This window comes from Parasphaerochaeta coccoides DSM 17374 (genome assembly GCF_000208385.1).
In the GTDB taxonomy this organism is placed as follows: domain Bacteria; phylum Spirochaetota; class Spirochaetia; order Sphaerochaetales; family Sphaerochaetaceae; genus Parasphaerochaeta; species Parasphaerochaeta coccoides.
Map to the genome: position 1 here is coordinate 287,222 of NC_015436.1, position 22,598 is coordinate 309,819.

A 22,598-nucleotide genomic window follows, 5' to 3' on the forward strand; every position below is an offset into this window, starting at 1 on the left:
GGGAAGGGGGACATATGAAAAAAAATAGAACCATGATTGTTGTATTTCTGGTTCCCGCTGTTTTTTGTTACCTGGCAGTGTTCCTCTATCCATCGATCAGAACGTTCGTCATGAGTTTTTTCTTTGTGGAAGGCGTAACGGATTCCGTTTCTTCATGGGGATTCGCTGGTCTGGGAAACTACCGCAAGATATTTACCACGCCAATCTTTCTCCAATCAATGAAGAATATCGGCAGGATATGGTTCATCGGCGGAGCCGGAACCATGCTGCTCAGCCTTGTGTTTGCCATCGCGCTGACAAGCGGCATGAAATTCGTCAAGTTCTTCCGCAGTGTCATCTACCTGCCGAATGTCGTCAGTGCCGTCGCCATGGGAACCATGTGGATCAACTACGTTTATCATTCTGATTACGGATTGCTCCATGGCTTTTTCGGGTCTATCGGGATGACACGGCTGAGCCAGACGCTCTGGACAGGTCCCGACATGTTGTTCTGGAGCATGCTCATTGCATACTGCTTCGGTATGGTCGGTTATCATATGTTGATTTTCATGAGTGGAATTGAACAGATTCCACGGGACTACCATGAAGCAGCTGTCATTGAAGGTGCCAACCTTGTCCAAAGGTTCCTTTATGTGACCTTTCCGTTTCTGAAAGGCAGCATACGGACGAATCTTGTCATGTGGACCGTCTCGACCGTCGGCTTCTTCGTGTGGGCGCAATTGTTCAGTCCCGTGAACTTGTCACATGGAACGGTCGCTCCCATGAATTACATGTATGAATTGGTTTTCGGATCTTCATCAAGCTCAGCGACGGCACGGGATTCAGGAGCCGGGGCCGCCATAGGTGTCACGATGATGCTGATAGTCGTCATCGTGTTTTTCCTGACGCACCGCATCGTGAAGAATGATGATGCCGAAATGTAGGGGGGATGTATGAAAACCGTCAGCAAACCGATGAAACCAGGAAAGCTCATCCATCATGCACGCCTCCTTCCCGGATACGTGATCATTCTTGCCTGGGTGGTGTTTACCTTCTTATTGATAGGCTGGGTATTCTTCGCTTCTTTTTCGACATCGAGTGAAATTTTTTCCGATCACATGTTTGAGTTCGGGAGCGGTTTCCATCTTGAGAACTATGTGAAGGCATGGAAAACCCAGAGAGTATCTGTCTTTTTCATGAACTCGCTGCTCTATACCGCCGTATCATGTACGGCCATAGTGCTTATAGCATCTCCGGCATCCTATGTGCTTTCCCGTTTCAAGTTCAAGGGAAATATTCTCATACAGAACATGTTCGCCGCAGCTCTCGGTATTCCGGCTATCATGATCATCATGCCACTGTTCGGCCTTGTATCACGTCTGCGTCTGACAAATAATCGCTGGCTTCTCATGTTCCTGTACATATCCATGAACATTCCCTTTGCAGTGTTCTTCCTGTTGTCCTTTTTCAAAGGCTTGAGCACGACATATGAGGAGGCGGCCGCCATTGACGGATGTTCTTCCATGGGGACTTTCTGGCGCATCATGTTCCCGCTTGTCCAGCCAGGACTTGTGGTCGTCACTATTTTCAATTTCATCACCATCTGGAATGAATATTTCATGGCACTCATCTTTGCCAACAAGACTGCGGTCAGACCGGTCGCCGTAGGACTGTACAACATGATTCAGTCAATGCGCTATACCGGAGACTGGGGCGGTATGTTCGCAAGCGTGGTCATTGTTTTCCTGCCGACATTCATCCTCTACTTGTTTTTGTCTGATAAAATCATAAAAGGCGTCACTGCCGGTGCAATAAAGGGGTAGCCATGGGTACTGTCAGACATGGTACTCTTGAACTTGAGGCGGCGGATTTCCCTGGAACTTCTCCCTTGCCTCGGTTTCGTGACTTTCAAAGGGATCGGGTAGTTTCTGCGCCTGATGATTTCCCTTCCGAATGGAAGGAGTTGCTGGGATATGAGACCGGCGGCAGGATGCTGCCTTACCGGAATCAGGATCGGTACGACCGCAACCGAAGCATCCGTACCTTCCCTACAATCATCCTGGAAAATGACTTCCTGTGTGCAGAGTTCGTTCCAAGGCTTGGTGGACGGCTCTGGTCCCTGTATGCAAAAAAAGAAAAACGGGAGCTTCTGTACCGGAACAATATTTTCCAACCTGCTAACTTGGCAATCAGGAACGCATGGTTCTCCGGGGGCATAGAATGGAACATAGGACAATACGGACATGCCTTCTCAACGTGTGAACCTGTATTTTGTTCCTTGCATGAATGTGAGTGGAGCGGGCAGTTTCTCCGGATATATGATTACGAGCGATGTCATGGCCTCTTATGGCATATTGATTTCCATTTACCGGATGACAGTCCTGTCTTGGTCGCGCACGTGGTGGTTGAGAATCCGGAAGATAAACCGACGAGCATGTATTATTGGACCAACATAGCGGTTCCGGAAACACAAGGGACGCGAATATTCTCACAGTCCGCCGAAGTCATCACCATTGACCCGTTTGCCTCTCCAGGGACACGGAGGATAATGGCTGGCAGGCTTCCCCATCTGTCAATCACAGGAAACACTGACGTGTCTTATCCTGCACGTATTGGTTATTCCGATGAATACTTTTTCCAAAACGATGCGCAAAGTATGCCTTGGGAAGCAGCGTTGGAGGATGATGGTTCCGGACTTTTTGAAATATCAATACAACCCTTGAGATATCGCAAAATGTTCTGCTGGGGAACATTAAATGGCGGAAGACAATGGCAGCGCTTTTTAGGTGGAGATGAACGCCGTTATATTGAAATCCAGGCAGGGTTGGCGCCGACACAGCTTCATGGTCTGCTCATGCCTGCCCGCACACAATGGAGATGGACACAGATGTTCGGTCTTCTGGAAGTGGATTCCTCTCTTGTCCATGGCTCTTATAAGGATGCTCGTGTTCATGTCGCGCAGACGGTGTCTTCCAATCCGGGTGCCCGGCGTTTGAAGGAATATGACGAACACGCCGCGGCTTTGGAATATCTGACAGATGGTACCATCATATCCCAGGGGAGCGGTTGGGGCGCTTTGGAGAATGAAAGGCGACGGCAGGCAGGACTTTCCCCATTTTCTGAAAGAGTAGCCTTTCCCGTGGAAAGCATGGATGATGACCAGAAGCCATATCTGATGCTTCTCCGGCATGGGTGTTTTCCGCCACACGTTCCCAGTGAACTTCCCTGGCATTTTCTTGTCTCCCCGGAATGGGAAGGCCTCCTGAAAACCAGTCTTGTCCATTCAGAGAAAGAGATATCCTGGAATGTCTGTCTTCATCTGGGAGTCATTGCATATGAAAAAGGTGCTTTTCATGAAGCGCGTTCTTGGTGGACACAATCTGTAAAATTGATGGATAATGCATGGGCATGGCGCAATCTTGCGCTGTGGGAGAAAGGACAGGGGCATGATGATGAAGCTCTTGCCTGCTATGAAAAAGCATGGCGGACTCCGGGTGGTCAAAAAGATCAAGGGATTGCGGAAGAACTTTTCACTCTGCTGATTGCATCAGGAAAGACTGAAGAAGCACGAATCTTCTTTAAGGGAATTCCTCAGTGGATGATAGATGTGAGCGATGTGCTTGCCGTGGACAATGGGCGTTTGTGTGTACGTGAAGGGGATGCTCAAGGTGCAGAGACTGTCTTGCGACGTTCTTTCGCGAACATCAGGGAAGGGGAGACGCCGTTGACTGACATATGGTTTGGGATTCAGACGATTAAAAGTCTCTCCGGTGGTAAGACTTTTGAGGAAGCATACAGAGAAGTAGTACGTACAGTGACGCCTCCTGAATCACTTGACTTCAGGATGCTTTAATTTCCATGCAGGATAGGTAGGATTAGATAAAATGGGCATCAGACAAGCAAAACGTTTTCGCACACAGGGGCATCCCATATATTGCGCGTTATATGGCATGGGACATATCAATGAGACTTTTCTCGTGAAGACCGACACATCGGCCGCATATATCATGCAGAAAATCAATACTGGTGTCTTTCAGGATCCTGTGAGCCTCATGCGGAACATTTCATCTGTCACTTCCCATGTATCAAGCAAGAAGTCCCCGTTGGTATCCCTGAGGTTGATTCCGACTACGGAAGGATTTGACTATTTAGTTGATGACGATGGTTTCTACTGGCGCATGTATAATTTCATTGAAAACAGCATTTGTCTCCAGAAAGCTGAGACGGAAGACGATTTCAGGGAAAGCGCCGTGGCATTCGGCACCTTCCAGAACCTTCTTTCCGATTTTCCCGCTCATACGTTGGTTGAGACGATTCCTCATTTTCATGATACTCCGTACCGCTACAGGAATTTTCAGGATATGGTCGAAGCCGATGCGTTTGACAGGGTTGCCGAGGTGGTTCGGGAAATAGACTTCGTACATGAACGGGCCGGATATATGTCAGTGTTGATGGACTTATGGAAAAAAGGCGACTTGCCTTTGCGCGTGACGCATAATGATACTAAACTGAATAACGTACTGTTGGATGAAAAGACACGCAAGGCATTGTGTGTCATAGATTTGGATACCGTGATGCCAGGTTTTTCCGTCAACGACTACGGAGATTCCATCCGCTTTGGAGCGTCTCTGGCATCCGAAGATGAAACTGATTTGTCGAAGGTCGTGTTTTCCCTTGATTATTTTGAAGCCTATACGGATGGCTTCCTCTCAGCGTGTGGTTCCAGCCTTACTGATGAAGAAATCTTACATCTGCGTGATGGAGCCAAGATGATGACCTTGGAATGCGGCATGCGTTTTCTGACCGATTATATTTCCGGAGATGTCTATTTCAGGATTCATAGGGCAAAACAGAACATCGATCGATGCCGGACTCAATTTTCTTTGGTATCCCAGATGGAACAGTCATGGGACCAGATGGAAGACATCATCGTAAGAAAAGCCCATCAATATAGACTGAGTCACTGACCTCCGTAGACGAGAAGTAAAATCAAATTCAGCGTCAGTACTTCATGGGTTATGAAGGCGTAAAGCTGGCTGTTGACCTTGCAAAGGGAGCCAAACCTGCTCAGAAGACTATTGATACCGGTACGCTCATTGTCGATGCTGCGAATATCAACAGTGCTGAGGTTCAGGATATCATCAATCCAAAGTAATTGCCTGTACGTGTACTGTGTGTGCCGGAAGGACTGTCGGGGAATATATTTCCCCGCGGTTCTTTTTTTGTGAAACAGAAAAGGAGTTGCAAACTTACTATTATACTTACGGGTATACTACTCGTAATTCTCTTTATGCCAACAATCACTGAAACTATACCACCATATGATGCAGCAACAAACTTCATAAGTTCTTCTGTATATGTTTAATTTGACCTTTAATTTGTCATAAGCGTATTTCTCTTGGACTTTTGAACTTTTGGCTTTTAAAATTGATTGTTTCCTTGCAATATGGAGATATATACAGTACAAACTATAATAATGATACTAATTATCATTTAGGATAGGGGGCTTTCATAGAAGGAGAATCTATCTGTCAGCATCGGATACATGGATAAAGGCAATAGGGGAACGCCATGAAAAAAGCCGCCGAAATAGGCGAGTCACTATTTGAGCTACTATACTTAGCCTCGGCATTTACCATTGGCATGGTATTGCTCCTTACCTCTGAAGCTCCTGGAATTCGTATGCTCGCTGGTTCAATGGCTTTGGTTCTTGTTGCAGGGGATGCCTTTCATCTGATACCCAGGATAGTGGCAGTGAAACATGGCTCCGCCGCCATGCAGAAGGCATTGGGGAGAGGCCGTCAGATTGCATCCATCTCCATGACGCTTTTCTATCTATTCTTGTGGCACATCGGACATCGTGTAGCCCTCCTGCCTGCCAATGAGGGGTGGACGCTCACTGTATATTCGCTGGCTCTTGTCCGAATAGCATTGTGTTTTGCCTCCGGTAATGGGTGGACAGCTGCAAGCCCCTCCTTTGGATGGTCGATTGCACGGAACATCCCCTTTCTGATGCTCGGCGGGATTGTCGCGATATGGTATTTTTTGCATAGGAATGAGATGGTTGGGCTGGGACATATGTATATCGCCATCATCATCAGTTTTCTGTGCTATCTTCCCGTCGTCGTTTTTTCTTTGAAATATCCGAAGATTGGGATGTTGATGCTTCCAAAGTCGCTCATGTACCTTTGGATGCTTGTTATGTGCCTGTCGCTGTAGGGAGGATGCCGCAATGTCTTTCGGGCTTATCATCGGTATTGCTTCTTTTATCATCAGCAAAGGCGTATTGCGGGAGATGATTCTGTGATTCCGTGAATGAAGTAACCATATGATACAAATTATATAGCACAAAGGAGTAGAGCAATGGAAAAGGACAAGTTCAAGAAACTGACCAATGAAGTCGGCGCTCCCGTTGCGGATAACGAGAACGCGATTACCGCAGGCCCTCGCGGCCCGGTTGTCATGCAAGACGTATGGCTGATGGAAAAAATGGCGCACTTCAACCGTGAAGTCATACCAGAAAGAAGGATGCATGCAAAGGGGTGGGGTGCATACGGAAAACTTACCGTGAAAAAAGACATATCGAAGTATACGAAAGCAAAAGTACTTCAACCTGGTACGACGACGGATTTGTTCATTCGCTTTTCTACTGTCGCGGGGGAACGTGGCGCGGCAGATTGTGAACGTGATATCAGGGGTGTCGCCGTCAAGTTTTATACAGAGGAAGGCAACTGGGATCTCGTAGGCAACAACACTCCTACGTTTTTCATCCGCGATGTCCACAATTTCTCTGATTTAAACCGGGCGGTCAAAAGAGATCCCCGTACCGGCCGCAGGTCAGCGCAGAATAACTGGGACTTCTGGACGCTTCTTCCGGAGTGCTTCCATCAGATTACGATTGTCATGAGTGACAGAGGCATCCCCGCATCCTTCCGGAACATGCATTTCTTCGGGGAGCATACTTTTTCTTTCTACAATGCCAAGAGTGAAAGAGTGTGGTGTAAATTCCATTTTAAGACACAGCAGGGGATTAAGAATCTCAGCAATGAAGAAGCTACAAAAATCAATGGTATGGATCGTGAATATCATGGAAAAGATTTGTACGATGCCATCGAACGAGAAGATTTCCCCAAATGGACAATGTATGTCCAAATCATGACGGAGAAGCAAGCCAAAGGACATCATGAGAATCCTTTTGACATTACAAAAGTATGGAGCCATAAGGAATATCCGCTTATTGAAGTAGGCGAACTTGAGTTGAACCGCAATCCGGAGAACTATTTTGCGGAAGTTGAGCAGGCGGCTTTTACTCCCGCGCACGTTGTGCCAGGCATCGGCTTCAGCCCTGACCGTTTCCTCCAAGGACGGCTGTTCTCCTATGGTGATGCGCAGCGGTATCGCCTGGGAGTCAACCATAACCTGATTCCAGTCAACAAAGCACGTGTGGAGACGAACGATTACCATAGAGATGGTTCCATGAGGGTCGATGGCAACTACGGCGGTGCTCCGGCGTATACCCCGAACAGTTATGGGGTGTGGACTGCCCAGCTTGAAGTATCGGAACCTCCTTTGGATTTGGAAGGAGCCATGTATCGCTATGATCCCAAGGATGATCCGACTGACGACTGTTTCCGTGCCGGAGGAGAGCTGTGGCGTCTCATGACCGAGGACAAGAAACAGATTCTTATTGAGAATACCGCAGCCGACATTGCTCCTGTGACTGAAAACATCAAGTATCGTCATGCCGTGCATTGTTATCATGCCGACAAGGAATACGGCGAACGGTTCACGAAAGCGGTTGGATTGGATTTTGCAAAGGTGATTGAGCTGTCAAAACTCTCCAACAATGATTTGAACAAGGTGACTTATCAGGAGAAGATGGACGCATAGGATTTTCATTCCTTTGCGGGCTTTAAGGGTGCAATGTTTCGTAACGAATGCATTGCGCCCTGCATATTGTGTCTATATGTCGTTTTCCGACTGGCTGCCATGTGATTGATATACGGGAAAAATCAATCTTCCCAGAAGATTTTTTCAGAAGATAAAGGCGTTGTATTCCAAAAACTCCTATGAACAAAATGTGTTTACGCTACAAAAAGTCATTGCATGTTTTGTGATTTTGCTCATATACTATTACTATCTCTTGAATCGGAGGATGCAGTGCGCCATGTATCGTACAGCAATGGAAGCCCTGAAAAATTGGAAGGCGAAAAGCACTAAGAAGCCACTCATCATCCGTGGGGCGCGTCAAGTCGGCAAGACGTGGTTGATGAAAGAATTCGGACGGACTGAGTATGAGCACACTGTCTATATCAGTTTTGATAACAATCAACTCATGAAGGAACTGTTTTCTGTTGACTTCAATGTCATCCGCCTTATCACTGGCATTGAGCTTTATGCGGGTCATAAAATCAATCCGGCCAACACCCTCATTATTTTTGATGAAGTACAAGAAGTACCAACAGCATTGACATCCCTTAAGTATTTCAACGAAAACAAACCGGAATATCAAATAATCTGCGCAGGTTCACTGCTTGGGATTGCACTCCACCAAGGTACGTCTTTCCCCGTCGGGAAAGTAGAGTTCTTGGATCTTTATCCACTTTCGTTCATTGAATTCATGCTTGCCATGGGGAAAGGGCAGTTTGCATCCCTATTGGGAAAACATGATTTCGCCATGGTGTCTTCGTTCAGACAGGAGTACATAGATTTATTAAAACATTACTATTATGTGGGAGGCATGCCGGAGGCAGTGCTATCATTTGCTACTGACCGGAATTTCCCTGAAGTTCGTGAGATTCAGAAGCGCATCCTTGTTGCCTATGAGCAGGACTTCTCCAAACATGCACCGAACGATGTTGTTCCATGTATCCGCATGCTGTGGCATAGTATTCCGGCACAGCTTACAAAAGAAAACAAAAAATTCATCTACGGCCTTATCAAGGAAGGCGCACGAGCGCGGGAATACGAATATGTCCTGATGTGGCTAGCCGACTGTGGTCTTGTACACAAAGTTCATCGTGTCACTGCACCGAACCTGCCACTTAAAGCATACGAAGATTTGAAAGCTTTTAAATTGTTCATTGTGGATGTCGGCTTACTTTCATGCATGACACGGCTCAGTCAGGAAGTTTTGCTTGATGGCAATGCGCTTTTCGTGGAATTCAAAGGTGCATTGACTGAACAATATGTGTTGCAGCAATTGAAGACAATTCCGGACATCGACACGTATTATTGGACGAATGAGCGAAATACTTCTGAAATTGATTTTCTGCTTGATATGGGGAATTCCGCAATCCCTCTTGAGGTCAAAGCAGAACTAAACTTACAGAGCAAAAGCCTGAGAGCCTTTGCGGACAAATACCATCCAGGCTTGTCCATCCGTACATCCATGTCGGATTACAAGAGGGCGGATTGGTTGCTTAACCTGCCGCTTTATGCTGTCGGATGCATTGCCAGCTCTGTGTAAAAAACCTGGATTCACGATTGCTGCATATCATCCTCATGGCATTTGTTTTTCCTTTACCATACTTGAACAATCCACAAACCGCCAATACAATCAGACGGATGGCACAGTGTGTCGTTGCATGTTTTACAACTGTTCCAGGGGGAGACATCCACCAATGATAATTTGCAAATTCGGGGGAAGCAGCGTTGCTGACGCCGCCCATGTCAAGAAAGTAAAAGCAATACTGCATGAAGATAACCAACGAAATATCGTTATCGTATCGGCTCCTGGCCGCCGGTTTGCGGAAGATGAAAAAGTAACCGACATGCTATACAAATGCGCGGCTCTCGTAGCGGAAGGCAAGTCCTGTCTCCCCGTGTTCAGGAAGATTGAGGACCGCTACCGAACCATCATCCGTGGCCTGGGGATGGATGAAACACTTCTGGACGAAGAATTCAAGACAATCCGGGAAGACATCAGTTCCTCCCGTGGAGCTGATTACGCCGCCAGCCGCGGAGAATACTTAAGTGCTCGGCTTGTAGCGGAATATCTGGGATGGAAATTCATAGATACCGCGCCGCTTATTGTCGTAAAGAGTGACGGGACGCCGGATGACAGTTCACTGCTCCATCTCTCCCAAGCTCTTTCTTCCGATGGCCGGTACGTATTGCCTGGTTTCTATGGTGTCAACGCGGAAGGCCAGATTAAGACTTTCTCCCGTGGAGGCTCTGACATCACCGGAGCCATTGTGGCTCGTGCGGCGAAAGCCGAGGCATATGAAAACTGGACGGATGTGTCCGGAATTTTCGCCGCGGATCCCCGCATCGTTCCCGACGCGCATGTCATCAGCGAAATGACATACTCGGAAGTCCGCGACCTGGCGGCAGTAGGAGCGGGGGTATTCCATGAGGAGGCCATCGCTCCTGTCATCCCTCTCAATATTCCTGTCATTGTGAAGAACACTAATGCGCCCAAGGATGCCGGTACGCGTATCGTTCCCCGCAGGGACACATCGGGACGACCTCTGGCCGGCGTGTCCTCGAAGAAAGGATATACGCGCCTCATGATTCACAAGCTGATGCTTTTCAAGCAGCCTGGTATACGGCATGCCCTGCTGACCTTGCTGCATGTGTTCGGTGTGCGTCCTGAATACTCGACCTATGGCATTGATTCCATCGTCTGGTTCTACGACAATACCCAGACCACTGACGCCGTGGCTGGGGAAATGGTGGAGCGGTTGCGTCAGGAGTTCGAGCTTGACCGAGTGGAGCTCACATCAGGCCATGCGGTAATCGGAATCGTAGGAGAAGCCATCATGGATGTTCCGGGAAAATTCGCCCATGGCATCCAGAGTCTTGATGAACATGATATTCCTGTCTGTGGCGTCACGTATGGCGTGTCCGAAGTCAGTGCGCTGATCGTGGTCAAGGAAACCCATGCCACGGAAGCAGTCAAAATCCTCTACGAGACAGTCTTGGCGTAAAGATGCCGACAGCGACACAGTATAAAAACACCGTGGTTCTTCAACCACGGTGCCATGTTAGTGAGCGATGAAACCCTAACAAAACCTAGCGGATGGCTTCCTCAGTCTCCAAATCAAAGAATTTCGCCTTGGCGAGGTTCGGAATCAGGGAGATAGGTTCGTCCACCGCAATCTTGACGCTCGGTTCAATCTTGCCAATGACCTGGTTGCGGGAAGTCGCCACATAGACGTGGGTCTCGGAACCGAGAGGCTCGACAACGCTGACCTGTCCGTTGATGGTGACGCCATCTTCTGCCTTATGGGAGAAGGTGACATCCTCAGGACGGATGCCGAAGGTGACGGACTTGCCAACATAAGACTTCAGCAGCTTGGCATGAGTGTCAGTCAACTTGATGCGGAAACTGCCTTCATTGGCATACAACGCGCCTCCGTCTTCCTCAATGGCAGTCACCAGGAAGTTCATCGGAGGAGAGCCAATGAAGCCTGCGACGAACTTGTTCGCTGGTTCATTGTACAGCTCAAGAGGTCCGCCAATCTGCTGAATGAGACCCAGCTTCATGACAACAATCTTGTCGGCCATGGTCAATGCCTCGACCTGGTCATGGGTGACATAGATCATGGTAGCCTTCAACCTGTTGTGCAGACCGGAAATCTCCGCTCTCATCTGGACGCGCAACTTGGCGTCGAGGTTGGACAAAGGTTCGTCGAACAAGAATACCTTGGGCTTACGGACAATGGCGCGACCTACTGCAACGCGCTGACGTTGACCGCCGGACAGAGCCTTGGGCTTGCGCTCAAGAAGTTCTTCGATGTCCAGGATTTTTGCCGCCTCGCGGACGCGCTGGTCAATCTCATCCTTGGGGAACTTGCGGATTTTCAGACCGAACGCCATGTTGTCATACACGGTCATGTGCGGATACAGGGCGTAGTTCTGGAATACCATGGCAATGTCGCGATCCTTCGGGGGAACATCGTTGACGAGCTTATCATCAATGCGAAGCTCTCCCTCTGTGATGTCCTCAAGACCTGCAATCATGCGCAGGGTAGTGGACTTACCGCAACCGGAAGGTCCTACGAACACGACGAATTCACGATCATTGATGATAATGTTCGCCTTATCGACTGCCTTTACGCCGCCATCATATATTTTAGTGATGTCGGTGAGTGTTACTGTGGCCATACAGCCTCCTCTTATCTTATAGATATTCTATTTTAGCTCGCATGAAAACTGATGTCAAATCAAAATTCTTGTCATATTGTGTCATAGCGTGTCATAGCGGGGCAGTGAGGACTGCGCGACACGACCACCACGTTTTATCCCGCTTTTACAACAACTGAACCAAGTCTCCCTTGCCCCCATCGGATGTTTTTGATACGATGCCACAAGTGCGGGAAACCGTGGGAGGCATTCACGAATGAAAGACAGCCGCATGCGCATCATCACCACCGGAGGCACATTTGACAAACAGTATGATGCCATTACGGGCGAGCTGACATTCCGTTCATCCCAACTTCCCCGCCTTCTGCTGGAAGCCCGTTGCACGCTGGAAACACACCTTGTAGGCCCTGTCGCTGTTGACAGTCTGGTAATGACCGAAGAACAGCGCAACGAGATAGCACGGGAGTGTTCACAAAGTCCGGAGAACATGGTCGTGGTCATCCATGGAACCGATACCATGATTGCGACTGCCACCATTGTTGCCCGGACACTTGGCCCTGGTGATCAGCATGTGGTGGTGTTCACCGGAGCCATGATTCCGTATTCCCTGGAGGGTTCCGATGCCGCCTTCAATCTGGGCAGTGCCATGACCGCCGCCCAAGTACTCACTCCCGGTGTCTACATATGCATGAGCGGACGAGTCTTCACATGGGATGATTGCGTCAAGAACAAAACAAAAGGAATCTTCGAGACGCTTACATGAAACCGTCTCTGTTTCCCTATAATGGGCTGAAAGTGTATGGCGAATGATGCTGGAGAGAAAGGAGGATGGAGCTCATGGGGAAATTCCTGACGGATATCGAAATAGCACAAGCCACGGAAATGAACAGGATTGCGGACGTCGCAACTGCTTTGGGAATCAGCGACTTCATTCCTTATGGCATGTACAAGGCGAAGGTCGATGTCAACCGTCTCTCCGACAGGAAGCCTGACGGTCGGCTCATCTTGGTCACCGCAATCAATCCGACACCCGCCGGAGAAGGAAAAACTACTACGGCCATCGGCCTTGCCGACGGACTCAACCGTCTGGGCAAGAAAGCGGTCCTGGCGTTGCGCGAACCATCCTTGGGGCCTGTATTCGGTATCAAGGGTGGAGCGGCAGGCGGCGGATATGCCCAAGTAGTTCCCATGGAAGACATCAACCTGCACTTCACCGGGGATTTCCACGCCATTACTTCTGCCAACAATCTGCTGGCCGCCATGCTGGACAACCATATCTACCAAGGCAATGAACTGAAAATAGACATCAACCGCATCACATGGAAACGTACGATGGACATGAACGACCGTCAGCTCCGCCGCATCACCGATGGACTGGGCGGTAAGACGGGAGGCATCCCCCGTGACGATGGATTTGAGATTACCGCCGCCTCCGAAGTCATGGCCATTCTCTGCCTGGCGCGTGATGCCGAGGATTTAAAGGAACGTCTGGGACGTATCATTGTCGGATATACGGAAGACGACAAGCCGGTGACTGCCGCGGGACTCAAGGCACATGGCGCTATGGCGGCACTCCTCAAGGATGCCCTCATGCCTAATCTGGTACAGACGCTGGAGCACAACCCCGCCTTGATTCATGGCGGACCTTTCGCCAACATCGCCCATGGTTGCAACAGCATCATTGCCACGCGCACAGCTCTGCAACTGGGAGAGTATGCTGTGACCGAGGCTGGTTTCGGTGCTGACCTTGGCGCGGAAAAATTCATTGATATCGCCTGTCGGGAGCTGAACCGAATGCCGGATGCCGTCGTCATCGTGGCCACGGTCAGGGCATTGAAGATGCACGGGGGAGCAAGTAAGGAGAATGCCGGCCAAAAAGACATCGCCGCCCTGGAAAAAGGTATGCCGAATCTTGCCAGGCACATGGAGAACATCACACAGGTGTTCGGGTTGCCTGCCGTAGTTGCAATCAATCATTTTCCTGCTGATGCTCCTGAAGAATTGAATATGGTGCGCTCTTTCTGTGAAGACGCCGGAGTGCCGGTAGTTTTGAGCGATGTATGGGGCAAGGGAGGAGATGGCGCGCTTGAGTTGGCATCCGAGGTTGTCCGTTTGAGTGCCTCCCCCCGACGTCCCTATGCGCCGCTTTACGATGCAGGGGCAAGAATAAAGGACAAGATTGCGGCCATCGTTACCCGTGTTTACGGAGGACAAGGCGTGGAGTATTCCGAGGATGCGGAGGCCAGCATCGCACGTTTGGAACATCTTGGGCTGGACAAATTTCCTATTTGCATAGCAAAAACGCAATATTCTCTCTCTGATGATCCTAAGAAACTGGCTCGTCCAGAGGGATTCACTGTCAAAGTGCGCACTGTGAAGCTATCAGCCGGTGCCGGTTTCATTGTCGTGTTGAGCGGCAGTATCATGACCATGCCCGGTCTGCCAAAAGTCCCAGCCGCTGAGAACATGGACATTGCCCCGGACGGAACGTTAAGCGGGATTTTCTGAATTGAGGGGATTGCAAGTATCAACCCGGAAACGGAATAATAAAAAAGCTTGACAGGCAGAAAAACTGGTTGCATCATTCGTTTTACGCCAAGTCTGGAGTTCTCTAGTCTGGTGTGTGTAATAACCAAGTAAAGAGCGGCTTCGCGCATTGAACGCAGTTTGTCGCTATGCTTCATGGACACCGTTGTTTCTTACGCCTGAATGCAGGGGAGGAGCATGGGTCCTTTTTTTTGGTTCAGCCGAAACTTGGGGGCGGTTATCTCCCCTTATATGGCTGCAAAAGACCCGGTAAAAGACTGTAGGGATGCCATAGATGTATGTCTTTACGCGACTGGGTTTGCCAAAGATATTCGAATTATTGTTAAGAGGATGATGACAATGCTTTTATGAAGGAAAAATATCTTTGATTCATATAAAATTCCCAAATCGGAATATTATAATAGATAATGAATCCTCATCTTCACATATAGAAATACGGGAGTCCGTAGGATCATCCCGCTTTATTGGCATATGCGTTCAAGGAAGAAAAGAGTCATTCTTTCCCTCATTCCTGAAATACCTGCGCCGCTACCACAGAATATCCTTATATGTATGTAAATATGATTGAAAATCATATCTTGAATTTTCACGTGGCTTGCTATATTATCACACAGCAAGACTCTTCAACGTGCGACAGTCGTATAGCGGTTATTACCCGAGCTTCCCAAGCTCGTGATGAGGGTTCGACTCCCTTCTGTCGCTTGAAAAAATAAATTGTTTTAAATAAAGAAATTAGTGAAGCTCTTGGGAAAAAGCTGGAAGCTGGTACTCTGGTTATCTACACCAAAATGACAACAGAATATAGCCGTGAAGCAACGCTACACCCTCTATAAACGTTATATTGACAACAGCAAACGGAATCTGACGTAGAGCAACATATGGCATATGGCGTTACCTGGCGGCGAGTCATTAAGTTCTAAATCACATGTGATGAGATGTTCAATCTCACTCCCCATATTTACCAGGAAAGGGTTCAGCCACGATTTCGGCATGCAGAACAATTTTGACATGAAAGAAGCTATTTCCTTGACAGCGCTTGAAAGCCGGGGTTAGCATGAACGACAGGAAAGGGAGAGCGGGGAGCTACCCTGCCATGCAACATCTTCCCCTGACACGGGGCAGGTGTCTTGTACCCTGTATTCTTTGGAGGACATATGAAAAAGTTCCTGATTATCCTTTGTGCGTTATCCCTCATCGCGACCATGGCTTTCGCTCAGGGATCCGCTGAAACAAAACCCGCCGCGACACCTGCCGTTTCCAGCGGTAGCCTCAATGCGTACACCACGCTTGAAGAACCCCTTGCGGCCAAGTTATTCCAGCTCTTTGAAGCTGAAACTGGAATAAAAGTCAACTTTGTGCGCCTGACCGGAGGCGAAACCGTCGCGCGGCTCGAAGCGGAAGCATCGAATCCCCAGGCATCCATCTGGGTTGGAGGTGTCGGCCTTGACCACATCACCGCCAAGAGCAAAAAACTGACCACTCCCTACGTCAGCCGCTATGCGGCCAAAACTCCTGCGCAGTTCAGGGATCCCGACAACTATTATATCGGCTTGTATGTCGGACCGTTGACATTCGTCACCCATACCGGACGCGCGAAAGAGCTGGGTCTGGACATCCCCACTAGCTGGGCAGACCTGCTCAAGCCTGAATACAAAGGCTACATCCGCATGGCAAGTCCCAATTCCTCCGGTACGGCGTACAACGTCATTACGACCATACTTGACATTCAGGGAACTGAAGATGCCACCATGGCGTACCTGAAGGCACTGGACAAGAACATCGACCAATATACCCAAAGTGGATCCGCCCCTGGCAAGAGCGTCGCAATCGGTGAGATTCCCATTGCCATCGGTTATGCGCACGACCAGGTCAAGCTCAAGGAAGCTGGCTCCCCCGTCGTAATCACGGCACCGAGCGAAGGCACAGGTTATGAACTTGCCTCCATGTCTTTGGTAGCTGGCGGCAAAGATTCCGTCAATGCAAAGAAGCTGTATGACTGGATACTTTCCAGCCCCATCGCACAGCAGACCTTCACTGAATGGTATGTTGTACTCGTAGCCGAAGGCGCACCGAAGCATCCTGATGCCCTGTCCATCACAGAGATTAAGACTGTCGTCCAAGACATGGCATGGGATGGGGATACGGTCAACAAGACCCGCTTGCTCGACCGCTGGAACAAAGAAATCGGAAGGTAGCAATCCCTGTATGCGTTCCTGGGGAACGTGTATCCAATAATGCGGGGTTGTTGCAAAAGTGTGAAAGCTTAAGCAACGACCCCTTACTATGTAGGAAAATAAGAGGGATGGATGCTACAAAACTTACTTTTGCAACGCCCTCTTATGATTCCAGGACTTTCCCATTTCATCCAACAAGGCGGTCTGTATGTTATCCAAAAAAAAGATAATACAATTCCTTGTCGCGTCAATCATTTTTGTCATTGCCGTCATATGGCTGTACAATCAGCTCTCGACGAACTTCATGACATATGCGGAAAATCGCGATTTCAAAGAGATGACACTGTTTGCGCGCACGGCTCCTGATGAATTTGAGCAGACGGAATACGATTCATGGATTAGGACGGTAGGGGATGCCATCCCCGGAGCTGTAGCCCTGTACCATCTGTATGATGACGCATCAGGAAAATTCATTCCCGTAACAGGATCCCCGGCAGCTTTGGCACTGTGGGAAAGCAACAGAAACAAGCCGGAATTTGTCCGGGCAGAGGAAAGCGTCTATTATCTCGAACCGCTCATGCTCACCCAGACCTATTCAGTGGACGCGTCCCTTGATCCTGGAGTTCTCAGCGGCAGTCGTGTCCGGGTGGCCTTCATCCCTGTAGAAGATGAATCCGGATTCGGGACAGAAGGCGCTGTCATGATCATGATTCCTGATGTTGCTTCGTCCGGTTATCTCAGTCTGCTGAGGACGCTGCTCATAGGATTTGCCGTAATATTCGTCGGTATCATGTTCGTTCTTATGTTTACCCGTGATCCGGTAACCGGATTCATGGTTCTCGGATTATTCGCCATTGTGTTTATTTTCATTGCGTTTCCTCTGTTGGAGGCAATAAGGCTTTCCTTCACCCGTGATGGACATTTCTCATGGCAGACATGGAAAGATACCTTGTCACCGACCTATCTGGTGGCGTTGTGGGGTTCTCTCCGCCTTGGCTTCCTGACAGCAACAATCTCCACTGTCCTGGGGTATCTGTTCGCCTTCCTTGTGGAACGGACATCGTTCAAGAAAAAGAAGTTGATGACCACGCTGGCTACCATGCCGGTCATCTCGCCGCCGTTCTCGCTTTCTCTTTCCATCATCCTTCTTTTTGGGAACAACGGGCTCATTTCCAGACAGATACTTCATCTCAATACATCAATGTACGGACTGGGTGGTCTGACTCTGGTAGAAGTCATCGGCATGTTTCCCATAGCATTCCTGACAATCAGCGGAGTGCTCCGGCAAATAGATTCTACTGTCGAGGATGCGTCCCTTGACTTGCAGGCGACTCGCTTTCAGACATTCCGTTCCATCACACTGCCGTTGTCCGTACCCGGAATCCTCAGCGCATGGCTTCTGGTGTTCACCAATTCCCTGGCGGACTTCGCCAATCCCCTGTTGCTCGCTGGCGATTATCGCGTCTTGTCTACCGAAGCCTACATGCTGGTCACGGGACGGAGTAATCTGGGGGCAGGAGCGGCGTTGTCATTCCTTCTGCTGATGCCTACGCTCTCGGCGTTTCTGATACAACGGTTCTGGGTATCCCGAAAGAGCTATGTCACGGTGACGGGCAAACCGTCAACTGTACTCACTGAACTGACCGCGCCTGCCGTCCGCAAGACTTTGACAGTCATTGCGTGGTCGGTTCTCGGCTTCATCGCTGCTTTGTACCTGACTATCGTCGCGGGATGCTTTGTCCGCAACTGGGGCATAGACTACTCATTCACGCTGGACAACTGGGGAGAAGCCCTGCGCCGCGGATGGACAAGTATCCGCAATACGGTAATGCTTGCAAGTATAGCCACTCCTATTGCGGGGCTGCTTGCCATGATGGCGGCCATGCTCATTGTGCGCAAGAAATTCCCCTTTAAACGGATACTTGAGATGTTGATTATGAGTCCTTATGCCATACCGGGAACACTAATTGGTATCAGCTATATCCTGGCGTTCAACAAACCGCCCATTCTCCTGGTGGGGACAGGGGCCATCATTGTAATCAACTATGTGATTCGCGAGCTGCCGGTCGGCCTTGAGAACGGAATCACCGCGCTTCACCAGATTGATCCGGCCATTGAGGAGGCTGCGGCTGATTTGGGAGCTGATGTCACCACAGTGTTCAGGACCGTTGTCCTGCCTCTTGTCCGTCCTGCGTTCATCTCCAGCATGTCATATACTTTCGTGCGGTCGATGACTGCGGTAAGCGCCATCATATTCCTGATATCGGCACGGTGGAACCATCTGACTGTCCTGATTTTCAATTTCTCGGAAAACCTGAGGTTCGGGCTGGCAAGTGTTCTGTCCACAGTTCTGATTGTAATTGTTCTGGGAGTGTTCGCCCTGATGCAGGTGCTGGTCAAGGACGACAAGCTCATGCAGAAATCTATTTCTACCCGGTGAGGTGCAGTATATGGAAAAGAAAAGTGTTTCAGTAACTCTGCAACATGTGACCAAAAGGTTCAAGAATACCAGGGGCAAGGCCGATATCATCGCGGTCAATGATGCCGATTTCGTCATAGAGGCGGGGGAGCTGGTGACTCTGCTGGGACCTTCCGGCTGTGGCAAGACGACTACCTTACGTATGATTGCGGGTTTTGAGTTGCCTACGGAGGGCAAGATATTCATTGGTTCGGAAGATGTGACCATGCTTCCGCCCAACAAACGCGACACGGCTACGATGTTCCAAAGCTATGGGCTTTTCCCTCACATGTCGGTTTTTGATAACGTCGCTTACGGATTGAAGCTCAGGGGACTGCCTGTCGAGGAAATCTCCCGGCGTGTCAATGAAACATTGGTGCTTGTCGGGCTGAAAGATTACGGAGACAGGGCGCCTTCCAAGCTCTCAGGAGGACAGCAGCAGAGAGTGGCTCTTGCCCGTAGCCTGATTGTGACCCCGTCAGTGTTGCTTTTGGACGAGCCCTTGTCCAATCTTGATGCGCTGTTGCGTGAGCAGATGAGGATTGAGATACGAAAGATACAGAAAAGCCTGGGAATCACCGCGATATATGTTACCCATGACAGGGTGGAAGCAATGAGTCTATCCGACCGTGTCGTCGTCATGAAAGATGGGTATGTGAGGCAGATTGGGGCGCCGGATGAAATCTATGAGGCTCCCGATTCGCGTTTCGTCGCGGGCTTTGTCGGCAAGGCTGAGTTCTTTCCTGTAAAGGTCGTGAGCAAGGATGGTGGTCTCTGGACATGCTCCTTGGGAAACAAGACCGTTCAGGTTGCGCAAGCCGCTCCTGATGTCAATGTTGGAGATGACGCGGTGGTGATGGCTCGTCCGGAATCCTTGCGGTTTGAGGAAAAAGGGAAGGGGTACATAGACGGAGTGGTTCGCTTGAACGTATATCTGGGAAACAGTATGGAAAGCTTTGTTGAGACATCGTTCGGAGAAGTCCTTGTCCAGCTTGATGATCCCCGTTCAAAGAAGGTCTATCGTGAAGGAGAGGAAGTATCCATCGCTTTCACGCCGGACAGGGTGCGTTTGCTGAGTAAAAACGAAGATTAGAACCAACAAAGATTACTGGACGCGCTCATGCGTGTCGATGCATCCTCCCGTACATGTGGCGGGAGGATTTTTTGTAGTTTTTCCGTTGCAGGTTCCTTCCATTTCACCATCAGTCATCATCCTGGGGATTTTTCATAGCTCCTATTGCATCTCTGTACGTTGGCGCTAATCTGTTTATGGGTTAAGGGTCTCCGCGCATTTTCCAATAAGCGTCAGAAGCATGGACGTTTCTTCTTGAGTCAGTTTCGCTGTCACGGAATCATAAAAGGCATACTGCGCTTTGTGCAGCACTTCTGCTGCCGGTTTGCCTCGCTCAGTGATTGTCAGATGTTGAAGGCGTCTGTCGTCTTTGTCACCTGAAACGATTAGATAGCCTTTGTTCACAAGCAATTCCACAGCCTTGCTCACATATGGCCGAGACACGTCACGATATAAGGCCACGTCGCGGGCGGTGTCAAATTCGGGGTTCTCCCGCAAGAAACACAGAACATCAGCCTCCGGCAAAGTGAGTTTAATGGTTGCTGCGGCTTTTGTCAGCGCGCTTTCATACATCCGCTTTATTAGCTTGGCGTAAAGGTAAAAGTTGCCTTCGAATTTGTATTCTTTCATAGGATTTTGCTCCCTGTGATTTTCTCAAATACCTTGAATCCGCTTTCCACAGCGCGGTGGGTGCCGACACCGAAACCCTCTACGTCATTGCCTACGCAATACAAGCCCCCAATCGGGAGGTTGCAGGTCGGGCGGTCACCGTCGCTTTGCCCGATAGAGTTCGCAATGCCATAGCTTTCACCGCCTTGTCCGTCAAAGACTTTATCTACGCCGAATGTACTGACTTCCTTTAGTCCCATGACTTCTCTGCGCTCAATAACGCCTTCCTCAAAGAGCTTTGGGAACAACATCTTCATTTTGCCCTCGACGTATTCGAGGTATGGCGATAAATCCTGTTCGGGTTCCGGATGGCTGCTCATAACGGCGTATATGACCTGCTTCTTGCCATTGGCGGATATTGTCGGGAATACTGACTTTGAACCAATGTAGATGTAGTTGCTCGTCGGCTTCTTTTTGCCGTCGCGCATCAATTCGAAGTCGTGCCAAGTCTCAAGACAATTATACGGGAAATACACGTACGTTGAATGCTCAAGAACCTTTTGGGTCGTGAAGAAGCGATATCCTACATCCGCAAGGTTGCTCTGCAAGCCACGGATTCGTTCGGCGTATTCTTTTGGGAATTTATCCGCTCCCACATACCTGAACACGGTCTGCCTTAGTCCGGCATTCGATATTATAAGCGGAGCGACAAAGCTTTCTCCGTTCTCAAACGTTACGCCCACTGCCTTGCCGTCCTCAGTGTCGATTGACTTAACACGAGTGTTCCAGAGGATTTCACCGCCATGTTCCGGGACGACTTCCACCATTTTTGTAAAGAAGCCTCCTACACCGCCCTCGTAGTAACGGGGTTGCGGGTGGTCTTTGCTCATAAGGAGTTGAAATATCCTGACTAAATGCGATGCCGGAACCTTGTCGCTTGTCATCTCAAATGCGCCTTCACCGAATGATGCCGTGACGAATACGCGCATCGCCTCCGGCATTTTTAGGCTGTTCATATACTCAAGAGCGGAGATGTGTTCGAGCTTCTTCCAATCCTTCTCTTTCATTTTTGACAGTTTACGCATAACAAGCCCGGCTTGAATCGCACCGATACCTTTTATCCCCACTGCTTTGAAAGTTGAAAAATCGCTCACATCGAGAGGCCGGACTTTACCGTCGCGACCTCCGTAGAGAATGTTCGTTTTATCAGCGGGTACTTCGGCGGCAACATTGCGGACAGACTTGCCGACAGTGGCGGAGAGTTTCTCGAAAAGCGATGGCGCGTTTGGCACGAGGTTCAGCGGAAACATCTCGTATGTATGCCCATCGCGGTATATGGACATCATCTTGCCGCCTGCCGAGCTGTTTTTATCAACGAGCAAAACACGCTTGCCGGAGTTTGCGAGCAGAGCCGCAATAGTTGAACCTCCCGGACCCGCTCCAATGACAATTGCATCAAACCGCTTGCTTGACATATGAATTGACCTCCAGAGGAATGTTTCTGATATAATTGTTTCTACGGAAATAATTATATCAGAAACCGGAAGAGATGCCAAACAAAATTTATCCGATCACCAAAATTCTGCGAGTGATACAAATATTTATCTGTAATTGCAAGGAATTTTGGCTATATTGACGTTCACTTTACTTCCTGCATATCTCATCCCGG

The 22,598-nt window shown here is 49.2% G+C and carries 17 protein-coding genes and 1 tRNA gene; 15 read left to right on the forward strand and 3 right to left on the reverse strand.

Features of this window, described 5'->3' with window-relative positions:
• Positions 1 to 14 precede the first annotated feature (14 nt).
• The 9 genes from SPICO_RS01275 to SPICO_RS01310 all read left to right on the forward strand — a co-directional run bounded on the left by SPICO_RS01275 (position 15) and on the right by SPICO_RS01310 (position 10,910).
• Positions 15 to 923, forward strand: coding sequence for a carbohydrate ABC transporter permease (locus SPICO_RS01275; RefSeq protein ID WP_013738887.1), 909 nt, complete (start codon positions 15 to 17; stop codon positions 921 to 923).
• 9 nt (positions 924 to 932) lie between these two features.
• Positions 933 to 1,802: a carbohydrate ABC transporter permease gene (locus SPICO_RS01280; RefSeq protein ID WP_013738888.1), complete on the forward strand. Its 870-nt coding sequence runs from the start codon at positions 933 to 935 to the stop codon at positions 1,800 to 1,802.
• A 2-nt stretch (positions 1,803 to 1,804) separates the two neighbouring features.
• Positions 1,805 to 3,832: a DUF5107 domain-containing protein gene (locus SPICO_RS01285; RefSeq protein WP_013738889.1), complete on the forward strand. Its 2,028-nt coding sequence runs from the start codon at positions 1,805 to 1,807 to the stop codon at positions 3,830 to 3,832.
• 31 nt (positions 3,833 to 3,863) lie between these two features.
• On the forward strand, positions 3,864 to 4,946 hold the full coding sequence (locus tag SPICO_RS01290; protein WP_013738890.1) for a phosphotransferase enzyme family protein: 1,083 nt from the start codon (positions 3,864 to 3,866) through the stop codon (positions 4,944 to 4,946).
• A 44-nt stretch (positions 4,947 to 4,990) separates the two neighbouring features.
• Positions 4,991 to 5,134 (forward strand): hypothetical protein, encoded by a 144-nt coding sequence (locus tag SPICO_RS10350; RefSeq protein WP_169310035.1) that lies wholly within the window; start codon positions 4,991 to 4,993, stop codon positions 5,132 to 5,134.
• A gap of 416 nt (positions 5,135 to 5,550) precedes the next feature.
• Entirely contained in the window at positions 5,551 to 6,198 is a 648-nt protein-coding gene (locus SPICO_RS01295) for a hypothetical protein (RefSeq protein WP_013738891.1), read from the forward strand.
• Between the two features lie 144 nt (positions 6,199 to 6,342).
• Positions 6,343 to 7,869 (forward strand): catalase, encoded by a 1,527-nt coding sequence (locus SPICO_RS01300; RefSeq protein WP_013738892.1) that lies wholly within the window; start codon positions 6,343 to 6,345, stop codon positions 7,867 to 7,869.
• 277 nt (positions 7,870 to 8,146) lie between these two features.
• Positions 8,147 to 9,448, forward strand: coding sequence for an ATP-binding protein (locus SPICO_RS01305; RefSeq protein WP_013738893.1), 1,302 nt, complete (start codon positions 8,147 to 8,149; stop codon positions 9,446 to 9,448).
• Between the two features lie 154 nt (positions 9,449 to 9,602).
• Positions 9,603 to 10,910, forward strand: a complete 1,308-nt coding sequence (locus SPICO_RS01310; protein WP_013738894.1) for an aspartate kinase — start codon at positions 9,603 to 9,605, stop codon at positions 10,908 to 10,910.
• Positions 10,911 to 10,995: 85 nt separating this feature from the next.
• Here SPICO_RS01310 and SPICO_RS01315 read toward each other — a convergent pair whose 3' ends face one another.
• The gene (locus tag SPICO_RS01315) at positions 10,996 to 12,090 is read right to left on the reverse strand and encodes an ABC transporter ATP-binding protein (RefSeq protein WP_013738895.1); all 1,095 of its coding nucleotides are present in this window, start codon (positions 12,088 to 12,090) and stop codon (positions 10,996 to 10,998) included.
• Between the two features lie 235 nt (positions 12,091 to 12,325).
• Here SPICO_RS01315 and SPICO_RS01320 point away from each other — a divergent pair, with 235 nt between their 5' ends.
• From SPICO_RS01320 to SPICO_RS01345, 6 genes are all read left to right on the forward strand, one after another.
• Positions 12,326 to 12,832: an asparaginase domain-containing protein gene (locus SPICO_RS01320; protein ID WP_013738896.1), complete on the forward strand. Its 507-nt coding sequence runs from the start codon at positions 12,326 to 12,328 to the stop codon at positions 12,830 to 12,832.
• A 74-nt stretch (positions 12,833 to 12,906) separates the two neighbouring features.
• Entirely contained in the window at positions 12,907 to 14,577 is a 1,671-nt protein-coding gene (locus tag SPICO_RS01325) for a formate--tetrahydrofolate ligase (protein WP_013738897.1), read from the forward strand.
• Positions 14,578 to 15,246: 669 nt separating this feature from the next.
• A tRNA-Gly gene (locus SPICO_RS01330) sits at positions 15,247 to 15,318 on the forward strand.
• Between the two features lie 452 nt (positions 15,319 to 15,770).
• Positions 15,771 to 16,811, forward strand: coding sequence for an ABC transporter substrate-binding protein (locus SPICO_RS01335; protein ID WP_013738898.1), 1,041 nt, complete (start codon positions 15,771 to 15,773; stop codon positions 16,809 to 16,811).
• 187 nt (positions 16,812 to 16,998) lie between these two features.
• Positions 16,999 to 19,230 carry an ABC transporter permease gene (locus SPICO_RS01340; protein WP_013738899.1) on the forward strand — a complete coding sequence of 744 codons (2,232 nt, stop codon included), beginning with the start codon at positions 16,999 to 17,001 and terminating at the stop codon, positions 19,228 to 19,230.
• A 10-nt stretch (positions 19,231 to 19,240) separates the two neighbouring features.
• Positions 19,241 to 20,341, forward strand: coding sequence for an ABC transporter ATP-binding protein (locus tag SPICO_RS01345; RefSeq protein ID WP_013738900.1), 1,101 nt, complete (start codon positions 19,241 to 19,243; stop codon positions 20,339 to 20,341).
• A gap of 174 nt (positions 20,342 to 20,515) precedes the next feature.
• On the opposite strand, the gene SPICO_RS09635 is transcribed toward SPICO_RS01345, so the two are convergent.
• Together SPICO_RS09635 and SPICO_RS01355 are read right to left on the reverse strand one after the other, a co-directional pair.
• Positions 20,516 to 20,950, reverse strand: a complete 435-nt coding sequence (locus SPICO_RS09635; RefSeq protein WP_013738901.1) for a MarR family winged helix-turn-helix transcriptional regulator — start codon at positions 20,948 to 20,950, stop codon at positions 20,516 to 20,518.
• Positions 20,947 to 22,485 carry a phytoene desaturase family protein gene (locus SPICO_RS01355; protein WP_215904622.1) on the reverse strand — a complete coding sequence of 513 codons (1,539 nt, stop codon included), beginning with the start codon at positions 22,483 to 22,485 and terminating at the stop codon, positions 20,947 to 20,949. The genes SPICO_RS09635 and SPICO_RS01355 overlap by 4 nt, the downstream gene beginning before the upstream one ends.
• Positions 22,486 to 22,598: the final 113 nt, after the last annotated feature.

Bases quoted from the DNA above. Each gene is read 5' to 3' on its own strand.
- SPICO_RS10350 (WP_169310035.1), top strand. From the start codon at position 4,991: ATGGGTTATGAAGGCGTAAAGCTGGCTGTTGACCTTGCAAAGGGAGCC.
- SPICO_RS01295 (WP_013738891.1), top strand. From the start codon at position 5,551: ATGAAAAAAGCCGCCGAAATAGGCGAGTCACTATTTGAGCTACTATAC.
- SPICO_RS09635 (WP_013738901.1), bottom strand. From the start codon at position 20,950: ATGAAAGAATACAAATTCGAAGGCAACTTTTACCTTTACGCCAAGCTA.
- SPICO_RS01280 (WP_013738888.1), top strand. From the start codon at position 933: ATGAAAACCGTCAGCAAACCGATGAAACCAGGAAAGCTCATCCATCAT.
- SPICO_RS01300 (WP_013738892.1), top strand. From the start codon at position 6,343: ATGGAAAAGGACAAGTTCAAGAAACTGACCAATGAAGTCGGCGCTCCC.
- SPICO_RS01340 (WP_013738899.1), top strand. From the start codon at position 16,999: ATGTTATCCAAAAAAAAGATAATACAATTCCTTGTCGCGTCAATCATT.
- SPICO_RS01315 (WP_013738895.1), bottom strand. From the start codon at position 12,090: ATGGCCACAGTAACACTCACCGACATCACTAAAATATATGATGGCGGC.
- SPICO_RS01335 (WP_013738898.1), top strand. From the start codon at position 15,771: ATGAAAAAGTTCCTGATTATCCTTTGTGCGTTATCCCTCATCGCGACC.
- SPICO_RS01290 (WP_013738890.1), top strand. From the start codon at position 3,864: ATGGGCATCAGACAAGCAAAACGTTTTCGCACACAGGGGCATCCCATA.
- SPICO_RS01320 (WP_013738896.1), top strand. From the start codon at position 12,326: ATGAAAGACAGCCGCATGCGCATCATCACCACCGGAGGCACATTTGAC.
- SPICO_RS01310 (WP_013738894.1), top strand. From the start codon at position 9,603: ATGATAATTTGCAAATTCGGGGGAAGCAGCGTTGCTGACGCCGCCCAT.
- SPICO_RS01325 (WP_013738897.1), top strand. From the start codon at position 12,907: ATGGGGAAATTCCTGACGGATATCGAAATAGCACAAGCCACGGAAATG.
- SPICO_RS01305 (WP_013738893.1), top strand. From the start codon at position 8,147: ATGTATCGTACAGCAATGGAAGCCCTGAAAAATTGGAAGGCGAAAAGC.
- SPICO_RS01285 (WP_013738889.1), top strand. From the start codon at position 1,805: ATGGGTACTGTCAGACATGGTACTCTTGAACTTGAGGCGGCGGATTTC.
- SPICO_RS01275 (WP_013738887.1), top strand. From the start codon at position 15: ATGAAAAAAAATAGAACCATGATTGTTGTATTTCTGGTTCCCGCTGTT.
- SPICO_RS01345 (WP_013738900.1), top strand. From the start codon at position 19,241: ATGGAAAAGAAAAGTGTTTCAGTAACTCTGCAACATGTGACCAAAAGG.